This window comes from Rhizobium sp. WYCCWR 11152 (assembly GCF_013087615.1).
Taxonomy (GTDB): domain Bacteria; phylum Pseudomonadota; class Alphaproteobacteria; order Rhizobiales; family Rhizobiaceae; genus Rhizobium; species Rhizobium indicum.
The window spans coordinates 375,551-397,969 of record NZ_JABFCP010000008.1 but is presented as its reverse complement, the minus strand read 5'-3'; the positions used below and the strand labels follow the sequence as shown (position 1 = coordinate 397,969).

The 22,419-nt window shown below is 60.7% G+C and carries 26 protein-coding genes and 1 pseudogene; 20 read left to right on the top strand and 7 right to left on the bottom strand.

The window, feature by feature from the left end:
• Positions 1-115: 115 nt before the first annotated feature.
• The 5 genes from G9X67_RS11745 to G9X67_RS11725 all read left to right on the top strand — a co-directional run bounded on the left by G9X67_RS11745 (position 116) and on the right by G9X67_RS11725 (position 4,972).
• Positions 116-589: a peroxiredoxin gene (locus G9X67_RS11745; protein ID WP_171598743.1), complete on the top strand. Its 474-nt coding sequence runs from the start codon at positions 116-118 to the stop codon at positions 587-589.
• Positions 586-1,413: a DUF455 family protein gene (locus G9X67_RS11740; protein ID WP_171598742.1), complete on the top strand. Its 828-nt coding sequence runs from the start codon at positions 586-588 to the stop codon at positions 1,411-1,413. The genes G9X67_RS11745 and G9X67_RS11740 overlap by 4 nt, the downstream gene beginning before the upstream one ends.
• A 104-nt stretch (positions 1,414-1,517) precedes the next feature.
• The gene (locus G9X67_RS11735; protein WP_171598741.1) at positions 1,518-2,837 is read left to right on the top strand and encodes a peptidoglycan DD-metalloendopeptidase family protein; all 1,320 of its coding nucleotides are present in this window, start codon (positions 1,518-1,520) and stop codon (positions 2,835-2,837) included.
• A gap of 138 nt (positions 2,838-2,975) precedes the next feature.
• Complete coding sequence (locus G9X67_RS11730; RefSeq protein ID WP_171598740.1) at positions 2,976-4,541, top strand: DEAD/DEAH box helicase; 1,566 nt, start codon at positions 2,976-2,978, stop codon at positions 4,539-4,541.
• An 8-nt stretch (positions 4,542-4,549) separates the two neighbouring features.
• The gene (locus tag G9X67_RS11725; RefSeq protein WP_138329331.1) at positions 4,550-4,972 is read left to right on the top strand and encodes an NUDIX domain-containing protein; all 423 of its coding nucleotides are present in this window, start codon (positions 4,550-4,552) and stop codon (positions 4,970-4,972) included.
• Here G9X67_RS11725 and G9X67_RS11720 read toward each other — a convergent pair whose 3' ends face one another.
• Positions 4,973-5,290, bottom strand: a complete 318-nt coding sequence (locus tag G9X67_RS11720) for a TfoX/Sxy family protein (protein WP_003540033.1) — start codon at positions 5,288-5,290, stop codon at positions 4,973-4,975.
• Between the two features lie 54 nt (positions 5,291-5,344).
• Entirely contained in the window at positions 5,345-5,839 is a 495-nt protein-coding gene (locus G9X67_RS11715) for a flavin reductase (protein WP_029874227.1), read from the bottom strand.
• 183 nt (positions 5,840-6,022) lie between these two features.
• Here G9X67_RS11715 and G9X67_RS11710 point away from each other — a divergent pair, with 183 nt between their 5' ends.
• From G9X67_RS11710 to purB, 5 genes are all read left to right on the top strand, one after another.
• Positions 6,023-7,105, top strand: coding sequence for a branched-chain amino acid ABC transporter substrate-binding protein (locus tag G9X67_RS11710; protein WP_171598739.1), 1,083 nt, complete (start codon positions 6,023-6,025; stop codon positions 7,103-7,105).
• A 65-nt stretch (positions 7,106-7,170) separates the two neighbouring features.
• Positions 7,171-7,848 (top strand): ribulose-phosphate 3-epimerase, encoded by a 678-nt coding sequence (gene rpe, locus G9X67_RS11705; RefSeq protein ID WP_171598738.1) that lies wholly within the window; start codon positions 7,171-7,173, stop codon positions 7,846-7,848.
• The gene (locus G9X67_RS11700) at positions 7,845-8,570 is read left to right on the top strand and encodes a DUF2259 domain-containing protein (RefSeq protein ID WP_171598737.1); all 726 of its coding nucleotides are present in this window, start codon (positions 7,845-7,847) and stop codon (positions 8,568-8,570) included. Before rpe ends, G9X67_RS11700 begins: the two co-directional genes overlap by 4 nt.
• A gap of 32 nt (positions 8,571-8,602) precedes the next feature.
• Positions 8,603-9,088, top strand: coding sequence for a hypothetical protein (locus tag G9X67_RS11695; RefSeq protein ID WP_171598736.1), 486 nt, complete (start codon positions 8,603-8,605; stop codon positions 9,086-9,088).
• 58 nt (positions 9,089-9,146) lie between these two features.
• On the top strand, positions 9,147-10,454 hold the full coding sequence (purB, locus tag G9X67_RS11690) for an adenylosuccinate lyase (protein ID WP_171598735.1): 1,308 nt from the start codon (positions 9,147-9,149) through the stop codon (positions 10,452-10,454).
• A 90-nt stretch (positions 10,455-10,544) separates the two neighbouring features.
• Here purB and G9X67_RS11685 read toward each other — a convergent pair whose 3' ends face one another.
• A complete protein-coding gene (locus tag G9X67_RS11685) occupies positions 10,545-10,946 on the bottom strand; it encodes a hypothetical protein (RefSeq protein ID WP_171598734.1) in 402 nt (133 codons plus the stop codon).
• Positions 10,947-11,005: 59 nt separating this feature from the next.
• Positions 11,006-11,224 (bottom strand): annotated as a pseudogene (locus G9X67_RS34955) (low affinity iron permease family protein); the annotation flags it as partial.
• 787 nt (positions 11,225-12,011) lie between these two features.
• Between G9X67_RS34955 and G9X67_RS35275 the strand changes: the two are divergent.
• A complete protein-coding gene (locus G9X67_RS35275) occupies positions 12,012-12,143 on the top strand; it encodes a hypothetical protein (protein ID WP_281412506.1) in 132 nt (43 codons plus the stop codon).
• 137 nt (positions 12,144-12,280) lie between these two features.
• On the top strand, positions 12,281-12,718 hold the full coding sequence (locus G9X67_RS11680; protein ID WP_210258849.1) for a hypothetical protein: 438 nt from the start codon (positions 12,281-12,283) through the stop codon (positions 12,716-12,718).
• A gap of 227 nt (positions 12,719-12,945) precedes the next feature.
• On the opposite strand, the gene G9X67_RS11675 is transcribed toward G9X67_RS11680, so the two are convergent.
• The gene (locus tag G9X67_RS11675; RefSeq protein WP_138389086.1) at positions 12,946-13,413 is read right to left on the bottom strand and encodes a low affinity iron permease family protein; all 468 of its coding nucleotides are present in this window, start codon (positions 13,411-13,413) and stop codon (positions 12,946-12,948) included.
• A 156-nt stretch (positions 13,414-13,569) separates the two neighbouring features.
• A complete protein-coding gene (locus G9X67_RS11670; RefSeq protein ID WP_171598733.1) occupies positions 13,570-14,382 on the bottom strand; it encodes a DUF2189 domain-containing protein in 813 nt (270 codons plus the stop codon).
• A 176-nt stretch (positions 14,383-14,558) separates the two neighbouring features.
• Between G9X67_RS11670 and G9X67_RS11665 the strand changes: the two genes are divergently transcribed.
• The 7 genes from G9X67_RS11665 (at position 14,559) to G9X67_RS11635 (ending at position 20,526) form a co-directional block, all read left to right on the top strand.
• Positions 14,559-15,113 carry an alpha/beta hydrolase gene (locus G9X67_RS11665; RefSeq protein WP_130825528.1) on the top strand — a complete coding sequence of 185 codons (555 nt, stop codon included), beginning with the start codon at positions 14,559-14,561 and terminating at the stop codon, positions 15,111-15,113.
• Positions 15,114-15,209: 96 nt separating this feature from the next.
• Positions 15,210-17,507 (top strand): EAL domain-containing protein, encoded by a 2,298-nt coding sequence (locus G9X67_RS11660; RefSeq protein WP_171598732.1) that lies wholly within the window; start codon positions 15,210-15,212, stop codon positions 17,505-17,507.
• A gap of 249 nt (positions 17,508-17,756) precedes the next feature.
• On the top strand, positions 17,757-18,521 hold the full coding sequence (gene purC, locus G9X67_RS11655; RefSeq protein ID WP_018242191.1) for a phosphoribosylaminoimidazolesuccinocarboxamide synthase: 765 nt from the start codon (positions 17,757-17,759) through the stop codon (positions 18,519-18,521).
• Positions 18,522-18,536: 15 nt separating this feature from the next.
• Complete coding sequence (gene purS / locus G9X67_RS11650; protein ID WP_018072257.1) at positions 18,537-18,779, top strand: phosphoribosylformylglycinamidine synthase subunit PurS; 243 nt, start codon at positions 18,537-18,539, stop codon at positions 18,777-18,779.
• 44 nt (positions 18,780-18,823) lie between these two features.
• Positions 18,824-19,378, top strand: a complete 555-nt coding sequence (locus G9X67_RS11645) for an RNA 2'-phosphotransferase (protein WP_171598731.1) — start codon at positions 18,824-18,826, stop codon at positions 19,376-19,378.
• Positions 19,375-20,046 carry a phosphoribosylformylglycinamidine synthase subunit PurQ gene (gene purQ / locus G9X67_RS11640; RefSeq protein WP_105006267.1) on the top strand — a complete coding sequence of 224 codons (672 nt, stop codon included), beginning with the start codon at positions 19,375-19,377 and terminating at the stop codon, positions 20,044-20,046. Before G9X67_RS11645 ends, purQ begins: the two co-directional genes overlap by 4 nt.
• A gap of 87 nt (positions 20,047-20,133) precedes the next feature.
• Positions 20,134-20,526 carry a hypothetical protein gene (locus G9X67_RS11635; RefSeq protein WP_129420497.1) on the top strand — a complete coding sequence of 131 codons (393 nt, stop codon included), beginning with the start codon at positions 20,134-20,136 and terminating at the stop codon, positions 20,524-20,526.
• A gap of 28 nt (positions 20,527-20,554) precedes the next feature.
• On the opposite strand, the gene G9X67_RS11630 is transcribed toward G9X67_RS11635, so the two are convergent.
• Positions 20,555-20,812 carry a DUF1127 domain-containing protein gene (locus tag G9X67_RS11630; protein ID WP_171598730.1) on the bottom strand — a complete coding sequence of 86 codons (258 nt, stop codon included), beginning with the start codon at positions 20,810-20,812 and terminating at the stop codon, positions 20,555-20,557.
• Between the two features lie 81 nt (positions 20,813-20,893).
• Here G9X67_RS11630 and G9X67_RS11625 point away from each other — a divergent pair, with 81 nt between their 5' ends.
• On the top strand, positions 20,894-22,312 hold the full coding sequence (locus tag G9X67_RS11625; protein ID WP_171598729.1) for a PLP-dependent aminotransferase family protein: 1,419 nt from the start codon (positions 20,894-20,896) through the stop codon (positions 22,310-22,312).
• Positions 22,313-22,419 lie beyond the last annotated feature (107 nt).

Here is a 22,419-nt window from a genome sequence, read left to right as displayed (position 1 = left end):
GCTCTCCCTTTAAGTGAAGAATTGAACCCGGCCATGCTGGACGGGTATCCGTCCACTATATAATTCGGGGAGAGAAAGTGTCATCCACAAACCCGGCAAAAGAAAGGTTTTCCCAATGGCGGTTCCCGGCATCGGCGTCTCGGCCCCTGATTTCAACCTTCCCCGCGACGGCGGCGGCCGCGTTTCGCTGGCCGAATTCCACGGCAAGCCGCTCGTGTTGTTCTTCTATCCCAAGGATGACACGACGGGCTGCACCGCCGAATCACTGGCTTTCACCGCGTTAGCAGCCGAGTTCGAAGCGGCCGGTGCTGCCGTCATCGGCATGTCGCCCGATTCGGCCGCCTGCCATGACAAATTCATCAAGAAGCACCGTCTTTCGGTGGCGCTCGCCTCGGACGAGGAAAAGACGACGCTGCAGGCCTATGGCGTCTGGAAGGAAAAGAGCATGTACGGCCGCAACTTCATGGGCGTCGAGCGTACCACTTTCCTCATCCGCCATGACGGCACGATCGCCACCATCTGGCAGAAGGTGAAGGTGCAGGGCCATGCCGAAACCGTGCTCGAGGCCGTGAGGAACCTGGCAGCGTGATAGGGGATCTCACGATAACCTCGCTGCGCGGCGGCGCCATCGATGCGATCTCTTCCGCCGATCTCGACCGCAAGACGGCACTTGCGCAGGAAGGCGCCACCCGCTGGTTCGCCCGCCGGGTGTCGCTGCGCTCGCCGCTCGACGCGGCCCTGCCCGACAGGCCCGGCCGTCCTGAGAAACCGGTGCTGACGCCGCCGACCCAGGTGGAGAAGCGCTCGCTGCATACGCTCACAGGGCGGATCGCCCTGCTCCATGCCATCGCCCATATCGAGCTCAACGCCGTCGATCTGGCGCTCGATATCGTTGCGCGATTCGCCACCGAGCAGGTGCCCAATTCCTTTTTCGACGGCTGGATGCTGGTCGCCTTCGAGGAGGCGAAACATTTCCGTATGGTGCGCGCCAGGCTCAACGATCTCGGCGCCGATTACGGCGATCTGCCCGCCCATGACGGGCTCTGGCAGGCCGCCCATTCGACGCGCAACGACTTGACGGCAAGGCTCGCCGTCGTACCGCTGATTCTGGAAGCCCGCGGCCTCGACGTCACGCCATCGCTGCAGGCGAAGATGCGCCAGACAGGCGATCTCGAAAGTGCAGCGGTGCTCGACGTCATCTACAATGACGAGAAAGGCCATGTCGCCGTCGGCGCCAAATGGTTCCGCTTCCTCTGCGCCCGCGAGAAGCGCGATCCGGCAAAGGCCTTCCAGGAGCTGGTGCGCGCCAATTTCCGCGGACCGCTGAAGCCGCCCTTCAACGACCTTGCCCGCGCCGAGGCCGGGCTGACGCCGTCCTTCTACCGATCGCTCGCATCGATCAGCCACGCTTGAAGTCACTGAAATTTATGACGCGACGGCGACAATGAAAGCATTCATTAACCATAACGGTGTCTAATTTCCGAAAGAGGCGTAGAGCATCAATCGGGAGAGCCTGCGTGAACAGCGGACATCAGCACCGGGTATTCGGCAGGCGGGCGCAGGAACATATCCTCATCCTCGCAAGCGGCGACAAGGTCCGCCATATGACGGTCCGGCCATGGATGGCAGCACTTGCCTTCTGCTTCATCGGGGTTTTCTCTATCGGCTACCTGCTGGCCACGTCCTATCTCGTGCTGCGCGACGATCTGATCGGCGCCACCATGGCCCGCCAGGCCCGCATGCAGCACGACTATGAAGACCGCATCGCCGCCCTCCGCGCGCAGGTCGACCGCATCACCTCCCGCCAGCTTCTCGACCAGCAGGTGGTCGAAGACAAGGTCGACAAGCTGATGGAGCAGCAGATGGCGCTGACCTCGCGCCATGGCAAACTCGACAATCTGCTCGACCGGGCCGAAAGCTCCGGCCTGACGGAAAAGGACGGCGCCCCGCCTGCGCCGTCTTCGCCCGTTCAGTCCTATGCACCCGATGTCAAGGACAAGCGCGCTTCGCTCTCCGGTAGCGGCATCGAGGCAATCGAGAAACAGCTGGCGAGCGGCGCGCCCGCCGATGCGACGCCCGACAATTCGACGCTTGCCTATGTCCCGGCCACCGACACGGTCGGCGACCGTGCCGACCGCATCTTCTCCAAGGTGACGCTGTCGCTCAAAGATGTCGAACAGGATCAACGCAGCCGTGTCGAACAGCTGACGAGCGATGCCGGCAATGCCGCCAACGCCATCGAGACTGTGCTGACCCGCTTCAAGATTCCGATGCCCGAGACCGCTGCCAGGAAAGACGACGACGATGCCGTCGGCGGCCCCTATGTCGAGCCTGAAAGCAACGACGGCTTCAACAATTCGCTGGCAGCGCTCGACGGCGCGCTGACCCGGCTCGAAGCCGTGCGCAGCACTGCCGAATCCCTGCCCTTCCGCAATCCCGCTATCGGCAAGGATGTGACCAGCCCCTTCGGCAATCGCCGTGATCCCTTCCTCGGCCGCCTCGCGCTCCATTCCGGCATCGACTTCCGCTTTTCGCCGGGCGAAAGGATCCGCCCGACGGCGCCCGGCAAGGTGATTTCGGCCGGCTGGACCGGCGGCTACGGCAACATGGTCGAGGTCGATCACGGCAACGGCATCTCGACGCGTTACGGGCATATGTCGGAGGTTCTGGTCAAGGTCGGCGACACAGTCGATCGCAACGACGTCATCGGCCTTGCCGGCAGCACCGGCCGCTCGACGGGAACGCATCTGCATTATGAAGTGCGCCAGGACGGCCACGCGGTCGATCCAGTATATTTCATGAATGCCGGCCTTAAACTCGCCACCTATATCAAGTAACTCCTGCCCGGTAACCAACGCTTCACTCTGCAATGGGTGCGGCGTCTCTATTTCTTGACTTGCCGGCCATTCGGGGCTATGTCGCGCTGCATTGCGGCATGCAATCCCGCCGACTCGTTCAGAGCTCGGCCGAACGGAATGGAAACAGTTTTCCCTTTGACGACATTTGCTGACCTTGGCTTAAGCCAAAAAGTGCTATCCGCTGTTACGGACGCGGGCTACACGATCCCAACGCCTATTCAGGCGGGCGCCATCCCGTTTGCGCTCGAGCGCCGCGATATTTGCGGCATCGCGCAGACCGGCACTGGCAAGACGGCATCCTTTGTTTTGCCGATGCTGTCGCTTCTGGAGAAGGGCCGTGCGCGTGCGCGCATGCCCCGCACGCTGATTCTCGAGCCGACGCGCGAACTCGCCGCTCAGGTCGCCGAGAATTTCGAGAAATACGGTAAGAACCACCGGCTCAACGTCGCCCTTCTGATCGGCGGCGTTTCCTTCGAGGACCAGGACCGCAAGCTCGAGCGCGGCGCCGATGTGCTGATATGCACCCCCGGCCGCCTGCTCGACCATTTCGAGCGCGGCAAGCTCCTGATGAGCGGCGTCGAGATCCTCGTCATCGACGAGGCCGACCGTATGCTCGACATGGGTTTCATCCCCGATATCGAACGCATCGCCAAGATGATCCCGTTCACCCGCCAGACGTTGTTCTTCTCGGCAACCATGCCGTCGGAGATTCAGAAGCTCGCGGACCGCTTCCTGCAGAATCCAGAGCGCATCGAGGTCGCAAAGCCGGCTTCCGCTGCCGAGACCGTGACGCAGCGCTTCGTCGCTTCGCACGGCAAGGATTACGAGAAGCGAGCGGTTCTGCGCGAACTCGTCCGCGCCCAGACCGAGCTCAAGAACGCTATCGTCTTCTGCAACCGCAAGAAGGATGTCGCCGATCTCTTCCGGTCGCTCGAGCGTCACGGCTTCTCGGTCGGCGCCCTGCATGGCGATATGGACCAGCGTTCCCGCACGATGACGCTGCAGAGCTTCCGCGATGGCAACCTCCAGCTTCTGGTCGCTTCCGACGTCGCCGCCCGCGGCCTCGATATCCCTGATGTCAGCCACGTCTTCAATTTCGACGTGCCGATCCATTCCGAGGATTACGTCCACCGCATCGGCCGCACCGGCCGTGCCGGCCGCTCGGGTGCCGCCTTCACGCTCGTTACCAAGCGCGACACCAAATTCGTCGATGCCATCGAGAAGCTGATCGGCCAGAAGGTCGAATGGCTGAGCGGCGACCTGACGTCGCTGCCGCCGCCGGCAGAAGACAGCAGGGACAGCGAACGCCCGCGCCGCAACAGCCGCGAACGTGGCGCCAGAGATGGTGCAGGCCGAGATCGTGCGCCGAGAGAGAATGGCGACAAAGATCGTGGACGCGGACGCGGCAATCGCGCCGCTGCGAGTCATAAATCTGATAACGACATACAGGATAATGGCGTAGACGTGATCGAAGCAGCACCAGTAAAGGCCGACATCGTGAAGAACGAGCGCAAAGCAGAGCAGAAGCCGCAGAACAACGCGCGCAATAGTCGGCCTTACCCGGCAAACGATGACAGCCGCGACCGCCGCCGCCATCGCGACCACGACGACGGCCCGACCCCGGTCGGCTTCGGCGACGATATCCCCGCCTTCATGCTGATCGCCGGCAGCGCCAAGGTCTAAGCATTACTATGGGCAGGCCCGGCATTGATTTTCCGGGTCTCGGCGTCGGCCTGGTGATTCTGCGCGACGCCAGGATCCTTCTTTACAAACGCATGCGACCACCTGAAGCCGGCTATTGGAATATCGTCGGCGGCAAGGTCGATCATATGGAGCCGGCAGAGACTGCCGCGCGCCGGGAGGCCGAGGAGGAAACCGGCCTGACGATCGGCCGCATCGAACGAATCAGCGTGACCGAACAGATCATCGATGCCGACCGCCAACACTGGATCTCGATCCTCTATCTCGCCCGCGACGTCGAGGGCGAGCCGCAACTGACCGAACCGGACAAGCTTTCGGATTTCGGCTGGTTTCCGCTGACGGATCTACCCGAGCCACTGTCGGCCTTCACCAAGGCTGCGATCGCAGCCTTGTCGCCCGCTGAACGCGGCTGACTATTCGGCGCGAAGCGACGCCTCATAGGCAAGCCGCACCCATTTCGCCATCAGATCGGGATCGTCGTAAGCCTCGTCGGGGATCGACCAATAGGGCATTTTTACCGGCTTGCCCTTCTTTCCCTCATAGGTCCATTGCGTGGCGCCGGCAGCGGCAAATTCCGGGGCGCTCGTCTCGTCGGCCTTCAGCAGCATCTCGTCGCGCACTTCGAGCGCGATAATACGTCCGAGATGATAGATGCCTTTGCCGCCGAACATTCGCTTGACCGTGACGGGGCCAAGCCCCTGAAACATTTCCTCGATCCCGGCATTGTCCATTCTCTATTCCCTCGAAATCTCGGCCACCCTAGCGCGATGCGTAGGTTCAAAGTGTTAGAGCGCGTGATAATCCCGGTTCATATAGATGAGCGCCGGATGCTTTTCGCTGAAGCGGACTGCCGCGACCTCGCCGAAGATGACATTGTGCGTCGGCATTTCCTTGATATCGATCACCCGGCAATCGAAGGCGGCAAGTGCGTCGGCCAGCACGGGCGCACCGGTGGCAAGCATATCGAAACGGGCGCTGGCGAAACGGTCGTCATTGGCAAGCGACGTGCGCCCGGAAAAGGCATCGGCAACGCCCTGGTGGTGGGCGCCGAGCGTGTTCAGCGCGAAGATGCCGCTGCGAAAGAAGATCTCGTTCTTCGGATTGGTGTTGTTGAGGCAGATCAGCACCGAGGCCGGATTGTCCGAGACCGAGCAGGCGGCGGTGATGGTGACGCCGCGGCGCAGCTCGCCCATTGCCGTCGTCACGAGTTGCACATGGCCGGCATAACGGCTCATGGCATCGCGATAAAGGCCGGGGTCGATATGCTGCCTGTTCAACACCTGCTTCTCCCATACGCGCTTACTCTGTCTGGATCGACTTGCTATCGCGCCAATATGGCGAGCATCGGTTACCTTTTCTACAATAGGACCGGTGAAAAGCGCTGTGTTGCGCTTGTTTTTCTTTGACGATCGCGGCCTTGCGGATAAAAGGGCATGGACGATGGCTAGGGATCTCCGCCTTTCATGATCAACCTGCGTGGCATAGCAGCCTTTCTGGCGCTGCTGGGAGCGGCGGCTGAAAGCCATGCGGCCGGCGTGACGATCGGCGTCGTCGCCCCTCAGAACGGCCCGCTCGCCCTCCTCGGCGCCCAGATTGCCGCCGGCGCCGGTTTCGAGATCCAGCAGTCCGGAAATACCCTCGTCGCCATCAACGAGACCTGCGAGGAGAATAGTGGTGCCGCGGTCGCCGATGCGCTTGTCAATGCCAAGGTGCAGGTCGCGGTCGGCTTTCTCTGCAGCGAGACGCTGGAAGACGCGCTGCCGAAGCTGAAGGATGCCAATATCCCCGCGATCACCGTCTCCGTGCGCTCCCGCATCCTGATGGAGGATGCGTTGAAGAACGGCTGGCCGCTTTTCCGCGCGGCGCCCGCCGACGGTGCCGAGGCGGCAAAGGTCATCGAGGTGATCCTGAAGGACTGGGCCGCCGATCCGATCGCCCTGATCGAGGACGGCACCATTCATGGCCGCGAACTGACGGAAGCGGTGCGCAATGCGCTGGAGCAGAACGGCCTGAAGCCAGTCTTTACCGATACCTACCGGCCGGGACAGGAACAGCAGATTGCCCTCGTCCGCCGCCTGAAACGGGCCGGCGCCACCAGGGTCTTCATCGGCGGCGACCGCAACGACGTCGCCGTCATCGCCCGCGACGCCAAGGCCGAGAACATCCAGCTTTCCATCCTCGGCGGCGATGCCATGCGCGCTGCCGACCAGCCGCTGCCGCTTGATGCCGGCGTCCGCGCCGTCGCCCTGCCCGAATATGCCATCCTGCCGGAAGGCACGGCCGCGGCAGACGCGCTGCGCGCCAAAGGCATCGAGCCGGAAGGTTATGTCCTGCCGTCGCTGGCCGCCGCCCTCATTGCCGGCCAGGCGGGGCAAGTCGCAACTGCGGCGGGCAAGCCCCTTCAGGAGATGCTTCTCGGCACGACATTCCAGACGCCGGTCGGCGCCATCGCCTTTACTGGCGCGCATGAACTTTCGCAAAATCCCTACCGCCTGCTCGAATGGCGGGGCAACGGCTTTTTTCCACCTGCCGCGCCGACGCAATGAACGGCGCGCCAGCACTTGAATTCAGGCCCCGCGCTCAAATGGCGGCCGATACGGAGTAAGATTTGATGACGCTGCCCATTCGCATTGCCCCTTCGATCCTCGCAGCGGATTTCGCCAGGCTCGGCGAGGAGGTGCGCGACGTGACGGCCGCCGGCGCCGACTGGATCCATCTCGACGTGATGGACGGGCATTTCGTGCCGAACATCTCCTTCGGCCCCGATGTCATCAAGTCGCTGCGCTCCTATACATCAGCCACCTTCGACTGCCACCTGATGATCTCCCCGGTCGACGACTATCTCGAAGCCTTCGCCAAGGCCGGCTGCGACCGTATCACCGTCCATGCCGAAGCCGGACCGCATCTGCACCGCTCGCTGCAGACCATCCGCAATCTCGGCAAGAAGGTCGGCGTGACGATCAATCCGGCAACACCGCTCAGCGCCATCGAGAACGTGCTCGACGATGTCGATCTCATCCTGATCATGTCGGTCAATCCCGGTTTCGGCGGACAGAAGTTCATTCCGGCGATGGCGAAGAAGATCGCGGCGGCAAAGTCACTGATCGGTGATCGGCCGATCGAGCTGGAGGTCGATGGCGGCGTCACGATGGAAACGGCGCCTGATATCGCGCGGGCGGGCGGCAACGTTCTCGTCGCCGGCTCGGCAATTTTCAAGGGCGATACGGTCGAGGATTATCGCCGGACTGTCGCCGGTCTGCGTCAGGCAGCCGAAGGGGCACGAGCATGAAGAAACGTCTGATTATTGGCGGTATGCTTGCCGTCGCATTTGCCGGCCTGCCCGGCCTGTCACTTGCCGGCGACATCGCCAATATCCAGCCGATCGGCTTTTCCGCCGACGGCAAGGTCTTCGGATTTCAGGAGTTCGGCATCCAGGAGAGCGGCAACCTTCCCTACTCCAACACCTATTTCATCGATACTGAAGACGGCCACTATCTCGAGGGCACGCCCTTCCACACGGAGCTGACCGACAAGGATGCCAATCTTTCCAAGGCGCGGCGGCAGAACCTGACGGCAGCACGCAGCCAGATGGACAAATACGATCTCCTGACCAATCCCGGCCTGATCGCCGCCTTCAATCCGCCGACCGAACTCGGCTCCCCTTCGAAGACGATCCGCTACACGACGCTTGCAACCGACGGTCCGCCGAAAGCGCCTTATACGCTCTCGCTCGGCGAGATGCCGGTGCCAACGCCGAAGGATTGCGCTGCGGTCGACAAACGCGTCATCGGCTTCAGCTTGCAGATGATCGAGAAGGAAGGCGCTCCGAACCGGCAGGCGGCGCGCCAGGCCACCGCGGTTCCGGCCGAGCGCGTATGTTCCGTCGAATACCGGATCGGCGGGGCCGTGGTCTATCAGCCGGAGGCAGGAAACCAGGTTCACATCGCCCTCGTCCTGGCCTTCGATGCCGACAGGAACGGACGCTGGATCGCCGTTCCGGTTCATCCCTGAACATGGATCGCCCGAGGACGGATCGCCCCCGGATGGATCGTCTAAGAGCTGCACGGCCGCCCTACCCCGATCTGATCGCCGGCGCGTTGCTTTGGGGCATGCAGATGCTTGCCGCCGCCATGCTCGGCCTTTACCTGCGCAACGGCCTGCAGACGAGCCGCCTTGCCGAGATCGCCGCACTCTATTTCGCCGGCGGCCTGTTTGCCTGGCCGTTCGCCCTGCCGGTCGCCCGCTTCCTCGCCTTTGACAGGCCGCTGGAAACGCGTTTTGCCGCTTTTTTCGTGACGCTGACAGCGGCCACGATCCTGATGACCGCTTTCCTCTTCGCCATGGAATACCGGATGTTCTATGCGCGCTGGCACGCCCCCTTCGGCAGTATCGTCTGGGCTTTCCAGTTCGTCTTCACCAGTATCAGCGCCGTCTACCAGTTCCTGGTGATCGGCCTGCGCCTCTTCCTGCCGCTCGGCCTCGTCTGTCTTGTCGCAAGCAGCTATCATCTTGCCAAACGCATGCGTTGAGATTGCCGCCCGTCTTTGCTACAGGGGCGCTAACAAACCTCTTGAAAGGCAGCCGCCCATGATCCCGCGTTATTCCCGGCCCGAAATGGTCGCCATCTGGTCTCCCGAAACCAAGTTCCGCATCTGGTTCGAGATCGAGGCGCATGCCTGCGACGCGCTGGCCGAACTCGGCGTCATCCCGAAATCGGCGGCAAAGACGATCTGGGAGAAAGGCGGCGCCGCCACCTTTGACGTCGACCGCATCGATGAGATCGAGGCCGTCACCAAACATGACGTCATCGCCTTCCTCACCCACCTCGCCGAGATCGTCGGCCCGGATGCGCGCTTCGTCCACCAGGGCATGACCTCGTCCGACGTGCTCGACACTTGCTTCAACGTCCAGCTGGTCCGCGCCACCGACATCCTGCTTGCCGATATCGATCGCCTGCTCGAGGCGCTGAAAACCCGCGCCTTCGAACACAAGGACACCGTCACCATCGGCCGTTCGCACGGCATCCATGCCGAGCCCACCACCTTCGGCGTCAAGCTGGCGCTCGCCTATGCCGAATTCGAGCGCTGCCGCCAGCGCCTCGTCGCCGCCCGCGAGGAAGTCGCGACCTGCGCCATCTCGGGCGCCGTCGGCACCTTCGCCAATATCGATCCGCGCGTCGAGGAACATGTCGCCGAGGCCCTTGGCCTAAAGGCCGAGCCGGTTTCGACGCAGGTCATCCCGCGTGACCGCCACGCCATGTATTTCGCCACCCTCGGCGTCGTCGCCTCGTCGATCGAGCGGCTGGCAACCGAGATCCGCCACCTGCAGCGCACCGAGGTGCTCGAAGCCGAGGAATATTTCTCGCCCGGCCAGAAAGGTTCCTCGGCCATGCCGCACAAGCGCAACCCGGTTCTGACCGAAAACCTGACCGGTCTTGCCCGCATGGTCCGCTCCTATGCCATGCCGGCCATGGAAAACGTCGCCCTCTGGCACGAGCGCGATATCTCCCACTCCTCGGTCGAGCGCATGATCGGCCCCGATGCCACCGTGACGCTCGATTTCGCCCTGTCGCGGCTTGCCGGCGTCATCGAGAAACTGCTGGTCTATCCCGAGAACATGGAAAAGAACCTCAACAAATTCCGCGGCCTCGTCCATTCGCAGCGTGTCCTGCTGGCACTGACCCAGGCCGGCACCTCCCGCGAGGACGCCTACCGCCTCGTCCAGCGCAACGCTATGAAGGTCTGGGAACAGGGCAAGGATTTCCTGGAGGAGTTGCTTGCTGATGCGGAAGTGTGCGCCGCACTGTCGGAAGAGGACATCCGCGAAAAATTCGACCTCGGCTACCACACCAAACACGTCGACACGATCTTCCGCCGCGTCTTCGGCAACGCCTGAGCGATCTGCAATCAACGATATAGCGGCCAACGATATAGCGGCGCCCTTGCAGGCGCCGTTTTTCTGCCGGCATACCTCTCCATCGAGAATCTATCGGACGGCTTTTCCCCTCAGTCGCAGCCTGATCATAACTGTAAAGTACATGCAGGCGACGAAGACAGAAGGCAGGGAAATGACTAAGAAAAAAGCTAATAAGGTCAGCCTTTGAATGCTGCCACCTGACAACAGCAAGAAAGCCGCCGTGATCAGCAATAAAATTGCTATAAAAATGATAAATGACCAAAGAACTGGCCGTGAATTTATTTCACTGTATTTAACGCGATAAAAAATAAATAATACAAAAACGATTGGCAGCGAAACAATAAACTTTGGAATAAACGCGATAAAGCCGATATCGTCGAAGAAAAATGGCAAATGACCTAACGCCATTCCTATGAAATAAGCCTGAAAGAACAGCTCGACCTGCGGCTCTCTAAGAAGGGAGTCGTTCATTTTCCCCTACGGAGTTGGATTTAATGAACTCAATATAATTGCCGATTGTATTTCATAGTCTAGCTTTTCTCAAGCGGCCGTTGTTTTTGCTTCGGCGCTTTGGCAGCCACAGGACGCTTGCGTGCCTCCGCCTTTTTCGACGGTTCCGCATTCGCTGCCTCCGCTCCCCGCCTTTGGCGGCCTTGGCGACCAACTCGTCGAGTCGTTTCAGCTCTTCCTCGTCGAGATTTTCGATGCGATGAAACGTTCTCGGCATGGATGCTCAGGCTCTTTTGGCTGAAGCCCACCGGGAGATCAGAAAAGCGTGGTTCTGGCCGACCGCTTGGAAAGAAGTAAGTCAGCACGTCCCATAGCATCGTCACTATTTTTGGCGGGAGTGGCGCAAAGCAAAAGACTTTAGCCCTGCAAAGGACGCTGCGATCAATCTGAAAAGCATTCCTTCTTCGATCGACGTCGCTTATCCTTCCTCGGGGACGCTGCTGCCGACTTCATTGGTCCTGCCTATGCTCGAGAAGAATACCGAGATCGCCGTTCCACTTTTTGTTCCTGCTTCTTTGCGTGGTTGCGCAACCTTTCAATGTCCCGCCTGATTTGCATAATGAAATGGTTGTACTCGCGGCTGACACATTTCTTTTTGTCCGATGTTCCGAATCCTTCGTTCGCTTCGGCAACGGATTACTCAAACCACTGTCGAATAGCGTATCTATTGCGGGGAAATAAGCGTGAATAAAATTCACATAGCAAGAAGATCAATGATAATATTGTCTTTCGCTTATTTTATTGTTTTTTACTGCCTTTTCAGGCAGTCAGCATATTACGATAGCACATACGAAGAACCTTCCGATATTGTTCGGTTTAATGGCCATTTAGTAGAAATGATATTGATATCTCCACAGGTTTATCCGCTGATGATACTTTCCGGATTCTTGATTTATTTGAGGAATAGGGATGGTGTAGTAAAGCAGCTAATGTGTATCTGGTCTGTAGTATTTGTACTTGGCTCAGCTTGGACCGCTCTGGTCATCTATTTAATCGAAAACGGCTAAATTTCAAAGGAGATATACCATGGCAGACCCGACATCGCTGTTCACACGGGAAACGACAGACTTTATCGTACGGAATGCATCTGAAGCCAATACCGTAGCTTTGTCCGTCAGCGTCGAGGTCAAGACCGGCAGCCGGCGTATCCTTGATTAACTCTATTCGCCGTTGGCCGAGATCGTATCGGAAGCGATGCGGGAGCGATGAGGCCTTGTCCGACGAGTTCACAATTCGCTATGACCAGATTCAGCCGCTGACGCAGTGACGCCTGCGCCCAAAATACGAGATCAACAATGACAACAGAGGTTCTAGTGAAGAAAGCATTTATTCTGTCGGTTGCCACGATGTGCGTCAGTGCAGCGTTGACGAGTTGCACGACGACCGGTCCGGATGGATTGTCGCGTCATCAAAAAAATGTCACCGCGGCAAGCGGTGAGCGCACCAAGCTTGGTGTCGCCTTCAGCCTCAATCCTGACTGCAGCGCGAAAGTAGTACCAGAGGTCCGCATCCGCGAGGCCCCGAAGCATGGCAAGGTGGAGAGCCTGCGCGAACTCGCATTCCCCAATGGCAAGGGCGATTATAAGAAGTGCAATGGTACAAAGGTGCTTGCCACGGTAGGGTACTACACGTCTGACAAGGGCTTTGTCGGCAAGGACAGAATTGTTGTTCGCACGTCCGATAAAAACGGCCATGTCGATGAAGGTGTGCTGAATATCACCGTTGTCGAATAGTCCAGCTGCGATGGTAGCCGGCATCGTGATCTCATGACGCCGCCTGCCCAAGAACCAAACTTCGATACGGTGAGGACTCCCGTGACCCGGCGACACGGGATTTCCTTTGTTCGGCCCCCCTTCTCCTTGCCGGGGACATGCCCAAGCTCAGGAGAGCAAGAAGGAGAATATGTCCGCACTGTGATCTCAGGCAGTCGGTAAGCCCAATAAAAATAGTCGACCGATCTCTACCTCTGCTTCACCGGCTTGGCTGAAACCCGTCGGTTGCGCGCCTCCGCCTTTTTCGACGGTGTCGCATTTGCTGCTTCGGTTGGTTCCGATGTCCTGCAAGCCTCCGTCTCGCCCCTGCCCTTTGCCGCCTTGGCGACCAGCTCGTCGAGACGTTTCAGCTCCTCCTCGTCGAGATTCTCGATGCCGATGAAACGGTTTTCGGCATGGCTGGTCAGGATGATTTCGTTGAGCTTGGCCTGGATCGCCCGCGTGTCGCGTGTCTGGGCGTTCTGCAGCACGAAGACCATCAGGAAAGTGACGATCGTCGTGCCGGTATTGATGACCAGCTGCCAAGTTTCCGAATAATCGAAGAGGGGGCCGAGTGCCGCCCAGATGACGACGGCGATCAGTGCCAGGATGAAGATGACGGGTTTTCCCGCCCATTCTGATACCTTTGTTGCGAAGCGGGCGAACAGATGCTTCATCGTCACCTCTGGAATCCTCCCTCGACGTCTCCGGAGCATGATGTCGACGAGACATCATGCTCTCGGCAAAACAAACTCCGAGGCAGGATCGAGGTTCCCCCAGGGATCCGAGATTTCCTGAGGGATCTCCGGGATTCCCCGCAGGCAGGGCCGTGGTTATGCTGTTACTTCCCCTTCCCGCCCAATCAGCTTGCGATAGAGATGCCAGGTCGCATGGCCGAGGATCGGGATAACCAGCGCAAGCCCGGCAAAGACCGGGATCGTGCCGATGACGAGCAACGCGGCGACGATCAGGCCCCAGAGCAGCACCGGCACCGGATTGAGAACCAGCGCGCGGATCGACGCCGTGACGGCAGCGACTGCCCCGACATCGCGGTCGAGCAGCAGCGGAAAGGTGATGACCGTCATCGCCAGCACGACGAGCGCAAAGACGAAGCCGATGAGATTGCCCCAGATGATCAGCTGCATGCCCTCTGACGTGCCGAAGACCTGGCGGAAGAAATCCGCCATGCTGCGCGGAAAGACCTCGCCGAGCAAATTGCTGTAGAGCGTTTGTGCCGTCACCAGCCAGACGACGAAGAGGCCGCAGAGCATGAGCCCGACCACCACGATCGCTGGCAGCGCCGGCGAATGTCGTACTTCGAGTGCATGCTTCCATGAGGTGTCGAGGCCGGCCTCGCGCCGGCGGCTGATCTCGTAGAGGCCAATCGCTGCGATCGGGCCGATCAGCACGAAACCCGCCATCAGCGGGAAGACCATCGGCAAAAGGTTGGCGCCCGAGGTCCACAGCGTCAGGAAAACGCCGGCGATCGGGTACATCAGGCACAGGAACACATAGTGGGACGGTTTCTCCATGAAATCGTCGTATCCGCGCTTCAGCGCGTCGAAGACGTCGGCGATACCGATGCGATTGACGACGGGCCGCGCTAAGCTTTCGCTTGCACCCGTCATGACGTGAAATGCCGCCATGGCTTTCTCCTCCTCAGCCGAGACCTGATCGGCGGCGGACAGCATCGGCGGGCAAGCCGATACGAATTCCGCAACCGGCACTGGAGGAATATAGCAACTTTCAGGGCCCGTGTCGCTCCCTCCCTTGACATCCCCCTCTTGACATCTTGGACCAGCTTTCTCACATCGGCGGCATCATGAAAGCCTCAGACGCAGATATCCTCATCATCCCCGGTTACACCAATTCCGGCCCGAGCCACTGGCAGAGCCGCTGGGAGGCAAAGCTCAGTACGGCGCGGCGTGTCGAACAGGCCGAATGGACGAAGCCGGTCCGCGAGGACTGGATCGCCCGCATCGCCGAGGAAGTGAACGCCTCGACCCGTCCGGTCGTTCTCGTCGCCCATTCGCTGGGCGTGCCCTCGGTGATCCATGCCATCCCGCATTTCCGCAACCGAGTGGCGGGCGCTTTCCTCGTCGCCCCGCCCGATGTCGCCAATCCCGACATCCGCCCGAAGCACCTGATGACCTTCGGCCCCTATCCGCGCGATCCGCTGCCCTTCCCGTCGATCACGGTGGCCAGCCGCAACGATCCGTTCGGCACCTACGAGCATGCCGACGATGTCGCCAGCAGCTGGGGCTCCTTCCTCGTCGATGCCGGCGAGGCCGGCCATATCAATGCCGATTCCGGTCACGGGCCCTGGCCCGAAGGCACCATGGTCTTTGCCCAGTTCCTCGGCCGGCTCTCCGCCTGATTGCGGAAAAGGCGCCGTCTCGCTTGTTGAGCAGGTGCTTTCTAAGTCTTTCTTAATGGAATGACAGCAGACTGCGCCGAGGTGACATAAGCGAGAATGCCCGTGAAGAAAGCCCATACAGAGGCCGGTGATCCGCATGGCGATGCCGCAGCGGTTGAGGCAGGCATTGGCAATGGGACAACCGACGATTCCGACCTCACCGAGCGGGAGAGCCGCTGGAATTATGCGCTCGTCGGCTCTGGCCTCGGCGTATGGGATCACAACTACCGTCTCGACCGGAAATATTACTCGCCGACGTGGAAAACCATCCGCGGCATGGCGCCCGACGAGGAAGCCGACGGCGATTACGAGGCCTGGCTGCAGCTCGTTCATCCCGACGATCGCGATTTCGTCGTCCATGCAATCGACCGGCAGAACGCCGGCGATCCAAATTACCAGGTCTTCGAATATCGCGAGCGCCACAAGGACGGCCACTGGGTGTGGATCGAGTGTCGCGGCGCCTGCGTCGAATGGGACGAGAACGGCGTGCCGACGCGCATCATCGGCACGGATACGGATATCACCGCCCGCAAGGAAGCCGAGGAGACGCTGTCGCGTTTGTCGCGCCGGCTCGATCTGGCGCTGGAGGTTTCCCGCATCGGCGTCTTCGAAGCCGATATCGAGCATGATACCGTCGAATGGGACGACCGCCTCATCGCCATTTACGGGCTGCAGGGCGCCTCGCGTCAGATCGGCGGCGACGTCTGGGCGAAAAGCCTGCATCCCGACGACCGCGAGCGCGTGCTTGGCTTGTCCGACCGCAGCGTCGAAAGCGGCAGTGATTTCCAGCAGGAATACCGCATCATCCGCGGCGACGGCGCCGAACGCGTCATCCGCGCCCGCTCGGCCTTCTTCATCGACGGCAACGGCCACCGCAAGCTGATCGGCGCCAACTGGGACGTCACCGAAGAAGTCGCGCTGCGCAACGAGCTGCGCCGCGCCAAGGATCTGGCCGAGGCGCGCAACCGCGAGCTCGAAGCCGCCAAGGAGAGCATCGAGCACCTGGCGCTGCACGATTACCTCACCGGCCTGCCGAACCGCCGCTATCTCGACAAGATGCTGGACGAGCGTGCGGCCGAATGCCGGGCCAAGGGCCTGGCGCTGGCGATCCTGCATATCGATCTCGACCGCTTCAAGCAGATCAACGACACGCTCGGCCACCGGGCCGGCGACGCCATGCTGCAGCATGCCGCAAGCGTGCTGAGAACGTCCGTCCGCGCCGTCGATTTCGTGGCCCGCATCGGCGGCGACGAATTCGTCATCCTTTGCATTATCGATCCCGCATCGAAGAAGATCGCCAGCCTTGCCGAACGTGTCATCCGCGAATTGCGCAAACCCGTCAGATATGAGGGGCACGATTGCCGTTTCGGCGCCAGCATCGGCATCGCCATCGACAGCGGACCGAAGCTCGACGCCAAGCAGATGCTCCTCGACGCCGATATCGCCCTTTATCGTGCCAAGGGCCTGGGCCGCAACCGCTTCGAGTTCTTCTCGGCCGCTGCCCGCCGCGACATCATCTCCGCCAAGCACCTTGCCGACGAGATCCTGATCGGCCTCGAACGCAATGAATTCGTGCCCTTCTATCAGTTGCAGTTCGATGCCCGCACGCTCGATGTCGCAGGCGTCGAAACACTTGCCCGCTGGCAGCACCCGGTGCACGGGCTGCTGACGCCCGACCGCTTCCTCGACATCGCAGAGGATCTCGACGTCGTATCGACCATCGACGCCCTGATCCTGGAGCGCGCCATTGCCGACCGGAAGGTGTGGCTGAAGGACGGGCTGCCGATCCCGAAGATATCGGTCAACGTCTCCGCCAGGCGGCTCGCCGATCCCGATCTGGGCAAGAAGCTGCGCGCCTTGAAGATCGAGCCCGGCACCTTCTCCTTCGAGCTGCTGGAATCGATCTCGCTCGACGATTGCGACGAGGCGGTGGCCGCCAACCTGAAAAAGCTGCGCAAGCTCGGCATCGACATCCAGATCGACGATTTCGGCACCGGCCATGCCTCGATCGTCAGCCTGCTGCGCCTGAGCCCGAAGACGCTGAAGATCGACCGCGAGTTGATCCGCATGCTGCCGCAATCGGCCGAGCAGCGCAAACTGGTCGGCTCGATCATCGATATCGGCCGCTCGCTGAACATTCTCGTCATCGCCGAAGGCGTCGAGACGGCGGAGCATATCCGCATTCTCGAAGAACTCGACTGTGACACGCTGCAGGGCTTCGCGCTCGCCCGGCCGATGCCGGCCATGCAGATCCCCTCCTTCATCCGCTCCGGAAGCTGGCGCCACGGGCAAATCGCCGCTCGCGCCTTGCAGGCGCAGCTTCGCCGCGCGCTGCGAAGCAGAGCCGCCAAATAAAAACCTGCATAAGCGGCTCGCCATTTCGCCTTCATTCCACCGTAGAGGAAAAAGCGCTAAACTCGTCTTGCGAATTCATTCGATTCTCTTGGCGGTATTCCGTAAAATCGGAAACCGGGCCGCGAAATCCGGAAACCAGGGAAGGAGCGACAGGCGGATTGTGAAACCCTCTCTTTTCCTTTAAGGGGACGCCACGAGATCGATCCACTCGCGCTATCCCAAGAGCGCCAACAATAGAGAATGACCACGATGAACCGTCGCCGCCGTATCTACGAGGGCAAGGCAAAGATTCTGTATGAGGGCCCGGAACCGGGCACTTTGATCCAGTTCTTCAAGGACGATGCCACTGCCTTCAACAAGAAGAAACACGAAGTCATCGATGGCAAGGGCGTCCTCAACAACCGCATCTCCGAATATATCTTCAGCCATCTGAACAAGATCGGCATCCCCACTCATTTCATCCGCCGGCTCAACATGCGCGAGCAGTTGATCAAGGAAGTAGAGATGATCCCGCTGGAGATCGTCGTGCGCAATGTCGCGGCCGGTTCTCTCGCCAAGCGCCTCGGCATCGACGAAGGCGTCGTGCTGCCGCGCTCGATCATCGAATTCTACTACAAGTCCGACGCGCTCGACGATCCGATGGTCTCCGAAGAGCACATCACCGCCTTCGGCTGGGCAAACCCCGCCGAACTCGATGACATCATGGCGCTTGCCATTCGCGTCAACGACTTCATGACCGGCCTCTTCCTCGGCGTCGGCATCCAGCTCGTCGATTTCAAGATCGAATGCGGCCGCCTCTTCGAAGGCGATATGATGCGCATCATCCTCGCCGACGAAATCTCGCCGGACAGCTGCCGGCTCTGGGATATCGAAACTCACGAGAAAATGGACAAGGACCGCTTCCGCCGTGACCTCGGCGGATTGCTCGAAGCCTATTCCGAAGTTGCGCGCCGTCTCGGCATCATCAATGAAAACGAGCCCGTGCGCGGCACCGGCCCGGTTCTCGTCAAGTAAGGCAGGAAAGACAAAGTGATCAAGGCTCGTGTCACCGTCACGCTGAAAAACGGCGTTCTCGATCCGCAGGGCAAGGCTATCGAGGGTGCGCTTGGCGCCCTCGGCTTCTCGGGCGTCGGCCATATAAGACAGGGCAAGGTCTTCGACCTGGAGCTGGAAGGCGCCGACAAGGGCAAGGCTGAGGCCGACCTCAAGGCCATGTGCGAAAAACTGCTCGCCAATACGGTGATCGAGAACTACGCAATCGCGATCGACTGATGATCACAGACCCGTCGTCTGGCGGACTTTGAGGATTTGGCGTCATGATGAAAGCAAAGCTGGAGACGGAAGTCTCGAAATATATGAGCTATGTTTTGCGTCATGCGCCGGAATCTGCAGGCTTGACGCTGGATAGCGAAGGTTGGGTGTCGTTCGATGAACTCGAAAAAGCGTTGGCGTCGAAATACGACGTTTCACGCGCCGAGATCATCGAGATTGTCGAAAACAATCCAAAGAAGCGCTTCACGCTCGCCGATAGTAGAATTCGCGCAAACCAAGGTCATAGCGTCGACGTCGATCTGGCATTGAGCCAGATTGAACCGCCCGCCGCTCTTTTTCATGGCACGTCTCTGACGAACTGGCAGTCGATCGAGCGTGAAGGCCTGAAGAAGATGAAACGGCCCCACGTTCATCTGTCAGCAGGTGTCGAAACGGCGAAAATCGTCGCAATGCGCCGCAAGGGTGAACATCTCATCCTACGTGTAGACGCGGCCCGCATGTTTTCAAAGGGTCATTCTTTCTTTGTCTCCGACAATGGAGTATGGCTCGCCGAAAGCGTTCCAGTTCAATATCTTTCGCGAAACGCAGGGACCCCATGAAATCAGCCGTCGTTCAACTTCCGGGCCTCAATCGCGACCGCGACATGATCGCCGCCTTGACCAAGATCTCCGGCCAGCCGCCGGTGACGATCTGGCAGACGGAAACCGAGATCCCCGATGTCGACCTGATCGTCATTCCCGGCGGCTTTTCCTATGGCGACTATCTGCGCTGCGGCGCGATCGCCGCCCGCATGCCAGTCATGCAAGCGATTATCGACAAGGCTGCAAAGGGCGTGAAAGTCCTGGGCGTCTGCAACGGCTTCCAGATCCTCGTCGAGGCCGGCCTGCTGCCCGGCGCGCTGATGCGCAATTCCTCGCTGAAATTCGTCTGCCGCGAGATCAAGCTCGAAGTCGTCAATGCCGAGACGGATTTCACCCGCGCTTATGCGCAGGGCCAGGTCATCCGTTGCCCGGTCGCCCATCATGACGGCAATTATTTCGCCGACGAAGCGACGCTGGCTGCGATCGAAGGCAATGGCCAGGTGGTGTTCCGTTATGCCGAGGGCACCAACCCGAACGGCTCGATCAATGATATCGCCGCCGTCATGAACGAAAAGGGCAACGTGCTCGGCATGATGCCGCATCCCGAGAACCTGATCGAGGCCGCCCATGGCGGTTCGGACGGCCGCGGCCTCTTTGCCTCGGCGCTCGACGTCATCGCCGCCTGAGCCCTGCACGTCGTCCAAAACCGCGCGGCGGTCTTGGGCAACGGCATGCACCCGAAAATCCTTCCGTCCGGATCTGGAGCAAGATTGATGCGCCTTCGCCTCGCAAACGCCGCCCTGTTGACCGCTCTCGCAGCCATGCTCGCAGCCTGCCAGACGCCGGCGCCGACGGCAGGCCCGAACCGTGGCGCACTGCCGACGATGGAACGCGTGGCGCTCGGCGCCAATGCCTGCTGGTTCAAATCGGGTGATCCGGCCTTTGCTGCTTACAAGCTCGCGCCGGAGCTCAATTCCTTCTCCGGCCGGCCGCGGATCCTGCTGGTCCACAAGGGCAGCCCGGAAAGCCGGCCGCTGCTCGTCGTGCAGGCTGAGGGAAGCCCTTCGCGTCTGCAGGCCTTCGGGCCGATGATGCAGGAGCCCGTCGCCGGCCGTATCACCACCGACGTCAATCGCTGGTCGGCAGGCAACAAGGCCTGCAGCTGATCGACCCGGTCAGTTCCGAAGGCACGTTTCAGTCCCAAAAGAACGACTTGCTGACTTCGCGGGCCGCGTCGGACTGTGACACTCCGATATCCTTGAGCTCGGTCGCCGTCAGGCCCCTCAGCGCGCGCCGGCCTTCCCGCTTCTGATGCCAGAGGAGAATGGCGGCCCAGATTCGCTCCAAACGCGTCGTCGCCTCGGCGGGCGCGGCGGGGAGAATAATCTGCCTCCTGTCCTCGTAAGAGACAATCGGTACAATCGGCATTTTGATCTCAGGTAAGGCAGACATTCCAGGAATCCTCTCGGCTTGCCATTGGAATTGACTCATACTCTTGACCGATACAATGTGCCAATATATACAATTGTCACCATGACAAATTGGCTTCCTGATATTTCCCGCGGTTCCGGGCCGGTCTATCTCCGGCTTGCCGACAGCATCGAATCCGCCATATCAAGCGGCGCGCTGCCCGCCGGCAGCAAGCTGCCGCCGCAGCGCAATCTCGCCTACGACATCGGCGTGACGATCGGCACGATCGGCCGCGCCTATGCGCTGGTGCATGAGCGCGGCCTGGTCGCCGGCGAAGTGGGGCGCGGCACCTATGTGCTAAACCGTTCCGAAACGCCGCCCGGGGAACAGATCGATCCGCTGACCGTCTCGCTCGGCGGCACCCGCGTCCAGGATGCGCCGGCGAACAAGATCCGTTTCGACACGACAGCCGCGCCCGATCTCGGCCAGGGCAAGGTCATAGCGGGTATCCTCGCCGAGATCGGTGAGCAGCATCTTTCCGAAATCTCCTCCTATTCCCGGAGTTTCCCGCAGAACTGGTTCGAGGCCGGCCGCCTCTGGCTTGCCCGCAGCGGCTGGACGCCGGAGGTTGAAAACATCGTGCCGACGCTCGGCGCCCATGCGGCGGCGATCGCCGTTATCGCCGCCGTCTCGGCGCCGGGTGACAAGATCGTCTTCGAGGATCTCACCTACACCCAGGTCAGCCGCAGCGCCCGCCTTCTCGGCCGCCGCACAGTGACGGTCGATTCCGACAAGCTTGGCATGATCCCCGAGGATTTCGAGCGGCTCTGCCAGCAGCAGCATCCGAAGATCGCCTTCCTGATGCCGACCGTCCACAATCCGACACTGGCGATCATGCCCTATGAACGGCGCGCGGCAATCGCCGCAATCGCCAGGAAACACAGTGTCTGGCTGATCGAGGACGACCTCTACGGCGGTATGGCCGACGACGATACGCCGCTGCTCGCCTCGATCGCGCCCGACCGCACCTTCCTCGTCAACGGCCTGTCGAAATCGGTCGCCGCCGGCGTGCGCGGCGGCTGGGTCGCCTGCCCGCCGCATTTTGCCCAGCGCATCAGGGTGACGCACAAGATGATCACCGGCGGCCTGCCCTTCATCCTGGCGGAGACCTGTGCGCGCCTCGTCGAAAGCGGCACAGCGCACGAGATCCGCAAAGCGAGCGTCAGAGAACTTTCCCGGCGCGTCCAGCTCGCCCGCGAGCAGTTGCAGGGTTTCGATTTCGAATCGCACCTCCACGCGCCCTTCCTCTGGCTGAAACTGCCGGAGCCCTGGATGTCAGGCACCTTCAAGAACGCCGCCTACCGCGACGGTGTGCTCGTCGACGATGAGGACGAGTTCAAGGCGGCCCGCGGCGAGAAAGCCTATCACCGCGTTCGCATCGGTTTGTCTTCGCCGAAGACGGGGCAGGAACTGACCTCGGGGCTGATGATCCTGCGCCGGCTGTTGGAAAATGGCGGCTCCGCCTATGACGGCGAAATATGAGATATTGCAAATACACGTCATAAATCGGAAAAAACGCCGGAGCCTATTCGGAGCGCTTCAGCGACTCAACCTCCGTGTTACCTCTTTGTTGTTCCCGCCTGATGAGA

Coding starts and splice junctions, on each gene's coding strand:
- purQ (WP_105006267.1), top strand. CDS start 19,375: ATGAAATCAGCCGTCGTTCAACTTCCGGGCCTCAATCGCGACCGCGAC.
- G9X67_RS11710 (WP_171598739.1), top strand. CDS start 6,023: ATGATCAACCTGCGTGGCATAGCAGCCTTTCTGGCGCTGCTGGGAGCG.
- G9X67_RS11630 (WP_171598730.1), bottom strand. CDS start 20,812: ATGTCTGCCTTACCTGAGATCAAAATGCCGATTGTACCGATTGTCTCT.
- G9X67_RS11665 (WP_130825528.1), top strand. CDS start 14,559: ATGAAAGCCTCAGACGCAGATATCCTCATCATCCCCGGTTACACCAAT.
- G9X67_RS11685 (WP_171598734.1), bottom strand. CDS start 10,946: ATGAACGACTCCCTTCTTAGAGAGCCGCAGGTCGAGCTGTTCTTTCAG.
- rpe (WP_171598738.1), top strand. CDS start 7,171: ATGACGCTGCCCATTCGCATTGCCCCTTCGATCCTCGCAGCGGATTTC.
- G9X67_RS11645 (WP_171598731.1), top strand. CDS start 18,824: ATGATGAAAGCAAAGCTGGAGACGGAAGTCTCGAAATATATGAGCTAT.
- G9X67_RS11745 (WP_171598743.1), top strand. CDS start 116: ATGGCGGTTCCCGGCATCGGCGTCTCGGCCCCTGATTTCAACCTTCCC.
- G9X67_RS11720 (WP_003540033.1), bottom strand. CDS start 5,290: ATGGACAATGCCGGGATCGAGGAAATGTTTCAGGGGCTTGGCCCCGTC.
- G9X67_RS11635 (WP_129420497.1), top strand. CDS start 20,134: ATGCGCCTTCGCCTCGCAAACGCCGCCCTGTTGACCGCTCTCGCAGCC.
- G9X67_RS11680 (WP_210258849.1), top strand. CDS start 12,281: ATGACAACAGAGGTTCTAGTGAAGAAAGCATTTATTCTGTCGGTTGCC.
- G9X67_RS11695 (WP_171598736.1), top strand. CDS start 8,603: ATGGATCGTCTAAGAGCTGCACGGCCGCCCTACCCCGATCTGATCGCC.
- G9X67_RS11660 (WP_171598732.1), top strand. CDS start 15,210: ATGCCCGTGAAGAAAGCCCATACAGAGGCCGGTGATCCGCATGGCGAT.
- G9X67_RS35275 (WP_281412506.1), top strand. CDS start 12,012: ATGGCAGACCCGACATCGCTGTTCACACGGGAAACGACAGACTTTATC.
- G9X67_RS11730 (WP_171598740.1), top strand. CDS start 2,976: ATGGAAACAGTTTTCCCTTTGACGACATTTGCTGACCTTGGCTTAAGC.
- G9X67_RS11670 (WP_171598733.1), bottom strand. CDS start 14,382: ATGGCGGCATTTCACGTCATGACGGGTGCAAGCGAAAGCTTAGCGCGG.
- purC (WP_018242191.1), top strand. CDS start 17,757: ATGAACCGTCGCCGCCGTATCTACGAGGGCAAGGCAAAGATTCTGTAT.
- purB (WP_171598735.1), top strand. CDS start 9,147: ATGATCCCGCGTTATTCCCGGCCCGAAATGGTCGCCATCTGGTCTCCC.
- G9X67_RS11625 (WP_171598729.1), top strand. CDS start 20,894: ATGACAAATTGGCTTCCTGATATTTCCCGCGGTTCCGGGCCGGTCTAT.
- G9X67_RS11675 (WP_138389086.1), bottom strand. CDS start 13,413: ATGAAGCATCTGTTCGCCCGCTTCGCAACAAAGGTATCAGAATGGGCG.
- G9X67_RS11725 (WP_138329331.1), top strand. CDS start 4,550: ATGGGCAGGCCCGGCATTGATTTTCCGGGTCTCGGCGTCGGCCTGGTG.
- G9X67_RS11700 (WP_171598737.1), top strand. CDS start 7,845: ATGAAGAAACGTCTGATTATTGGCGGTATGCTTGCCGTCGCATTTGCC.